This is a genomic window from Stenotrophomonas sp. STEN147, assembly GCF_056757995.1.
In genome coordinates this window covers 1-5,573 of the sequence record NZ_JBRRCG010000034.1, presented here as the reverse complement: position 1 = coordinate 5,573, position 5,573 = coordinate 1, and the positions used below count along the sequence as shown (strand labels likewise).

At 69.2% G+C, this 5,573-nt stretch carries 6 protein-coding genes; 1 reads left to right on the top strand and 5 read right to left on the bottom strand.

Annotated features, from left to right (window positions below; genetic code table 11):
* Positions 1-87 precede the first annotated feature (87 nt).
* The 4 genes from ACVOKU_RS18480 to ACVOKU_RS18465 all read right to left on the bottom strand — a co-directional run bounded on the left by ACVOKU_RS18480 (position 88) and on the right by ACVOKU_RS18465 (position 3,366).
* Entirely contained in the window at positions 88-825 is a 738-nt protein-coding gene (locus ACVOKU_RS18480) for an endonuclease/exonuclease/phosphatase family protein (RefSeq protein WP_180875876.1), read from the bottom strand.
* Between the two features lie 53 nt (positions 826-878).
* Positions 879-1,706: a thiol:disulfide interchange protein DsbA/DsbL gene (locus tag ACVOKU_RS18475; protein WP_180875851.1), complete on the bottom strand. Its 828-nt coding sequence runs from the start codon at positions 1,704-1,706 to the stop codon at positions 879-881.
* A 106-nt stretch (positions 1,707-1,812) separates the two neighbouring features.
* A complete protein-coding gene (locus ACVOKU_RS18470; RefSeq protein ID WP_053519865.1) occupies positions 1,813-2,460 on the bottom strand; it encodes a thiol:disulfide interchange protein DsbA/DsbL in 648 nt (215 codons plus the stop codon).
* Between the two features lie 105 nt (positions 2,461-2,565).
* The gene (locus ACVOKU_RS18465) at positions 2,566-3,366 is read right to left on the bottom strand and encodes a c-type cytochrome (RefSeq protein ID WP_481560586.1); all 801 of its coding nucleotides are present in this window, start codon (positions 3,364-3,366) and stop codon (positions 2,566-2,568) included.
* 156 nt (positions 3,367-3,522) lie between these two features.
* Between ACVOKU_RS18465 and yihA the strand changes: the two genes are divergently transcribed.
* Positions 3,523-4,125, top strand: coding sequence for a ribosome biogenesis GTP-binding protein YihA/YsxC (gene yihA, locus ACVOKU_RS18460; protein ID WP_481560585.1), 603 nt, complete (start codon positions 3,523-3,525; stop codon positions 4,123-4,125).
* A gap of 67 nt (positions 4,126-4,192) precedes the next feature.
* Here yihA and ACVOKU_RS18455 read toward each other — a convergent pair whose 3' ends face one another.
* Complete coding sequence (locus ACVOKU_RS18455; protein ID WP_481560584.1) at positions 4,193-5,164, bottom strand: MBL fold metallo-hydrolase; 972 nt, start codon at positions 5,162-5,164, stop codon at positions 4,193-4,195.
* Positions 5,165-5,573: the final 409 nt, after the last annotated feature.

Genomic DNA, 5,573 nt, shown 5'->3' with positions numbered 1-5,573 from the left:
GCGGGCGCCGGGGTGGCGGGGGGGTTGGCGGCGGCCCCCCCGGGGGGTTTGGGGGCGCGTGCGCGGGCCCGGGCCGGCCGCTACCGGTCAGCGCAGGGCGCTGGCCGGTACGTCGATGGCCATGGCCAGCGCCAGATGGTCCGAGAAGGCCGCCGGTACGGCTTCGACCGCGCGGGTCTGCAGGCTGCTGCTGACCAGGATGTGGTCGATGGCGCGGTCCGGGCGCCAGCTGGGGAACGTCGGCACGATGCAGCCTGGAGGCTGCAGCCGGGTCTTCTGGTACAGCACCTGCATTTCCGGCCGTTCGGCCAGGCAGTTGAAGTCACCCATCAGCACGGCATTGGGGTGGTCGGACAGCAGCTCGGCAATGAAACCGAGCTGTGCCATCCGCGAACCGGCACCCAGCGAGAGGTGGGCCACGGCCACGGCCAGGCCGTCCCTGCCATCACCGAACCTGGCCAGCAGCACGCCACGCCCGCCGATGCGGCCGGGCAGGGCGTGGTCCTGCACCTCCACCGGCTCCAGTTTGCTCAGCAGGCCGTTGGCACTGGATGCCACCCCGCCCATGCGCCGGTTCGGCTGGTGGCTCCAGTAGTTGAAGCCGGCACGCTGGGCCAGGTAGTGGGTCTGGTTGGTGAAGCCCGAACGCAGGCTGCCTGGATCGGCTTCCTGCAGGCCAACGATGTCGTGCCCACGCGCCAGTGTGGCAATCGCATCAAGACTGCTGCGCTTGCGACCCGCCGGCAGCGCATGTGACCAGCTGCGGGTCACATAGTCGCTGTAGCGGCGGGTACTGGAGCCGGCCTGGATGTTGGCCGTCAGCAGACGCAGGGTCCGTGTAGAGGGGGAATTCACGACCGGGGACAGCTTCTCTTGGATCAGTGAGCCTGGGCCGCACCGCGCTCGCGGGCGATCAGGTGGTCGGCGATGCGCAGCATGTCCGGGAAGCTCTTGCCCTTCACCAGGTACTTGCCGTTGACGATGATCGACGGGGTGCCGCTGATCTGGCTGCGCTGCGCGAACTGCTTGGCCGAGTTGGTCTTGGCATTCACCGCGAAGCTGCCCATGGTGGCGGCGAACTGCTTCGGATCGACGCCGTAGCCGGCGTAGAACTTGGCGATGTCCTCGACCGAATCACGGCCGCGTTCGCCCTTCAGGGTCTTCTGCGAGTGGATGGCGGCATACAGCGCCTCGTGGGTCTTCTCCTGCACGCCCAGCGTCTGCGCGGCATAGAAGGCACGGGCGTAGTCGTCCCAGGTACCGCCGAACATGGCGGGCACGTAGACGAAGTTCACGTCGCCCGGCAGACCGGCCTTCCACGGGCCGACCAGCGGCTGGAAGGCGGCGCAGGCCGGGCAGACATAGCCGAAGATCTCGACCACTTCGACCTTGCCGGCAACCGGCTGGAAGGGCTGGCCGTTCGGAATTTCCTGGTAGTCCTCACCGGCCACCGGCGCCGGACCGGTCAGTGCGGTGGTGGTCGGGGCCGGAGCGGCCGCCGGAGCGGCTTCGGCGGCCTTCTCGCCTTCGGCTGCCGGGGCCGCGCCTGCGCTGTCAGCGGCCGGTGCCGCAGCGGGCTCGGTGCTGGCTGGGGCGGTGGTCGGCTCGGCCGGGGCGGCGGAGGTGTTGGCGGTGCCGTCGTCGGCCTTGCAGGCCGCCAGGATCGGCAGCAGCGCTGCGAGTGCGAGGGCGTAGCGGATCTTCATGGAAGCGTCTCCAGCATCTGGAATGGTGGGGCCGGCGGCGGGCGCCGGCCAGGGGGAAATGATGACACGCGGCGGCGACAGCGCCGTGTCGGGAGTGGGCGTTGGTTCAGCGGCCGCGGTTGGCGCGGACCTGGGCGATCAGCGCCGAGGCAATGCGCAGCTGGTCGTCGAAGCTGTTGCCGCGGACCAGATACTGGCCGTTGATGATCAGCGCCGGGGTACCGGGGATGCGGGTGCGCTGGGCGAATGCCCGCGCCGCGTCGACCTTCTTCTGCACGGCGTCGCCCCGCAGGGCCTGGGTGTAACGCTCGGGCGCCACGCCGTACGCCTTGTAGAAGGTGGCGAGCTCATCGGCCGAGACATTCTGCATCGGCAGGGTGCCCTGCTCGTGCAGTGCCTTGAACACGGCCGCATGGCTGCGCTTGGCGACGCCGACTTCTTCGGCGGCGTAATAGGCCAGCGCCCAGGCATCCCAGGCGCCCCCGAACGCCGCCGGCACCGGAGTGAAGCGCACATCCGCCGGCAGCTTGGCCGCCCAGGCTTCCAGCTGCGGTTCGAAACGCGCGCAGTGCGGGCAGGTGTAGCCGAACACCTCGACCACTTCGATCTTGCCGGCGAGCGGCTGGAACGGACCGGCCTGTGCGATGCGCTCGTAGTCGCGACCTTCGACCAGCGGGGCTGCGGCAGGGGCGGCACTGGCGGCCATCGGCAGCAGCACCAGCAGGGACAACAGCAGGCGGGGAATCAACCTCATCGACACGCATCTCCGTTGAAAAAGCAACGCCGGCGCAGTCGCCGGCGTGAAGGAAACATACCGCAGGCGCGGGCCGTGGTGGCGGCCCGGGCCGACCAGTGGCGGTCAGGGGGCGGCGGCCGGTCGTGCCGGAGTGGCTTCGGTGACCACGTCGTCGGCCCGGTTGTGCAGGCCCTGCAGGTAGCTGGACAGCGCCTGCACTTCCTGTTCGGTCAGCTTCTGTGCCACCGCGGCCATGATCTGGAAGTGCGCCTTGTCGGTTTCGTTGGTCTGCCCGGCCTGGTACTCCTGCAGGCGGCGCGCGACATAGCTGGCGTGCTGGCCACCGATATGCGGGTAGGCCGGGCCCGGGTTGCCGGCGCCGCTGGGGCCGTGACAGGCCATGCAGGCCGGCAGCCCGCGCGACGCGTCGCCGCCGCGGTACAGCTGCTGGCCGATCTGGTAGAACTTCATGCCCTTGTAGGGGCCTTCGGTCACCGCGGTGTCGTCGGCGATGCCGGCGGTGGCCTTCTGCGTGGCGAAGAACGCGCCGATGTCGCGCATGTCCTGCGGGGTGAGGTTCTGTACGAAGGGCACCATCGCCACGGCCGCACCGGAGCTGCGCTGGCCGTTGGCGATCAGGGCCATCTGCTGGGCGACATAGCGCTCGCTCTGGCCGGCGATGGACGGATACATCTCGACCGTGGAATTGCCGTCGGCACCATGGCAGGCCGCGCAGGCCGCAGCCTTGCCCTGGCCAGCCTTGGCATCGCCCCAGGTCGTCTTGCTGAAATCCACCTCCAGCGAGGCGGTGTTGATCGGCCCGTTGTCGGGCAGCGGGGTCAACGTGGTCTGCGCGAACGCAGCGGCGGCAACAACGACAGCAGTGGCAAGGGCGGATACGGCAAGAACGCGAGCGTGGCGCATGCTAAAGCTCCGTATGGACCGGGCCGGGCGGTGGCCGCCGGCATCGCCCGGATTATCAACGGCGTTTCCACGCACGGTCAACGAAGCAGTGCAGCAAAATCCCCGCTGGGGCCGTCGGCACGGGCGCGCGGCGCCGCAACATGCGATCCTATGTGCATGTCATTGCTCCTTGAACGCGCCCGTTACCACCTCTCGGCCCACAACGCGCGGCAGCTGCCGCCCGACGAAGGGGCCGAAGTGGCCTTCGCCGGCCGCTCCAACGCCGGCAAGTCCAGCGCCCTCAATGCGTTGACCCGGCAGAATGCCCTGGCCCGCGTCTCCAAGACCCCCGGCCGCACGCAGCAGCTGGTGTTCTTCCAGATCACCCCGGACGCAAGCCTGGTCGACCTTCCCGGCTACGGCTACGCCAAGGTGCCGCTGGAGCTGCAGGCGCACTGGCAGGCCTTCATCGACAGGTACTTCCGTACCCGGGAGGCGCTGAAGGGCCTGGTGGTGGTGATGGACATCCGCCACCCGCTGAAGGACTACGACCGCCAGATGCTGTCCTACGCCGTGCAGCGCGGCCTGCCGGCGCATGCGCTGCTGACCAAGGCCGACAAGCTGGGCCGCGGCCAGCAGATGCAGACGCTGCAGAAGGTACGCAAGGAGCTGCAGTCGGCCTACGGCGACAGCGTCAGCGTGCAGGTGTTTTCCGGTGAGGACCGCGCCGGCGTGGATGAAGCCCGTGCCGTGATCGGTGGCTGGCTGGGCCTGGAATAACCTCTCGCCCGCCGGGCATGGCCCGGCGCTACCGGATCGGTGGGTGCCGACCTTGGTCGGCACACCCTCACAATGGCGAATACTCCGCCGGCACCCAGGCATAGGCCTGGCCTTCCCTGCGCACGTGGCCCAGGCCCGGGAAAGGCAGATGCGCACCCGCCACCCACCACGCCCCGGCGGTGGCCTGCTGCAACAGACTGCGGCGGCTGGCCGTGGCCGCCTTGCGGTCCGAATCGGCCTCGAACGCGGCTTCCGGGTGGGCGAACTGCACCGCGTGGAAGTGCAGCACGTCGCCCCACACCAGCAGTGACTGGCCCTGGCTGTCGAACCGGTAAGAGACGTGGCCGGGGGGGTGGCCATGGGTATCCATCGCCAGGGCACCGCCGGGGAGGGCATCGCCAGGCTCGAAGGTACGCAGGTGGCCGCTGGCCTGATAAGGCGCCACGGCGGTTCGGGCGAGCGGGAAGGCAAAGCGCACGCCCTCCGGTGCGGTGGTTTCGCTGGCCGGGTTGAGCCAGTAGTCCGCGTCGGCCCTGGACAGCCACACCGTCGCGTTCGGATAGGCCGGCTTGCCCTGCGCGTCGAGCACGCCGCACAGATGGTCGGGGTGGGCGTGGGTCAGCAGGATGTCGTCCACCTCGGCGGGATCCACGCCTGCGGCACGCAGGTTGCCCAGTACCTGGCCCAGGCCGGGACCGAAGCACTGTGCGGTGCCCGTGTCGACCAGGGTGAGGTGATTGCCCTGGCGGATGAGGTAAGCATTGACCGCGGTCTGCAGGCCCTTGCTGTCTTCGGGGACATAGCGGCCTTCCAGCAGGCGGGTGACCAGCGTCGGCGGCACGTCGACCACTTCCTGCCGGCCGAGTGCGACCACGCCATCGAACAGGGCGGTGACCTGCAGGGTGCCGATGCGGTGGTGATAGACACCGGGCATCTGCCGGGTGGGTGCGGGCGAGGTGGCTTCGGCGAGTGCGGTCAGCGGCAGCGCAGCCAGGGCCAGCAGCAGGGCGCCGCGCAGCGGCAGGTGATGCAGGGTCATGAGGGTTCTCGATGGAGGACGGGCGGTTCCGTTGCGGCTAGCGTGCCGTGGCCGGCGTGCGCGTGGCGCTCAAACCGCTGCGCGGAATGCTCAGGGAAGGGGAGGGGACTGGCAGGGCTGCGCCCTGCACCCGCAGAGGCAATTGCAAGAGCCAAAGCAACCACCGAAGCAACAGCAACAGCGGGCTATCCGTGGGATGGCGGCGTGGGTCCGGTTGCGGGGGACGCCGTAAATACGTCCCTGTAGGCTCGGTCGCGCCATCCATGGCGCTCACGCCCCCGCAACCGGACCCACGCCGCCTTCGACAGTTTTCCGCGATCTGTCGGAAATACGCTTGGGGTCAGATCCGTTTTCCGCAGGAAAACGGAGCTGACCCCGGACATTCATTCGATGATCCGCGGGAATCTGT